Source organism: Halomonas marinisediminis (genome assembly GCF_004347715.1).
Classification (GTDB): domain Bacteria; phylum Pseudomonadota; class Gammaproteobacteria; order Pseudomonadales; family Halomonadaceae; genus Halomonas; species Halomonas icarae.
This window is the reverse complement of record NZ_SLTR01000396.1, coordinates 1-278: the sequence shown is the minus strand read 5'-3', so window position 1 is coordinate 278 and position 278 is coordinate 1. Positions and strand designations below refer to the sequence as shown.

Below are 278 nucleotides of genomic sequence, written 5' to 3'. Positions count from 1 at the left end.
GTCTCTTCGAGCTCCTCCATCGTGACCGTGGACACCCAGGCGCCCCGGTTCGGCTCCAGCACCGCAAGCCCCTCGTTGGCGAGCACCTTGAGCGCTTCGCGCATCGGCGTGCGCGACACACCGAAGCTCTGGCACAGCTCCTTCTCGGGGATCTTGGTGCCCGGCTCCAGGCTGCCCTCGATGATCAGCTCGCGGACCCGGTCCACCAGTTCCGCATGCAGCGACGGGCGGGCGATCGGCTTGGCAAGGTTCATCTCAGGCTCCCTTTCCACCGGCAT

General features: G+C 66.9%; 1 protein-coding gene. It reads right to left on the bottom strand.

What is annotated here, in order from left to right; genetic code table 11:
* On the bottom strand, positions 1-254 hold a 254-nt coding region (locus E0702_RS17140; RefSeq protein WP_205742044.1), incomplete at its 3' end, for a GntR family transcriptional regulator.
* Positions 255-278 lie beyond the last annotated feature (24 nt).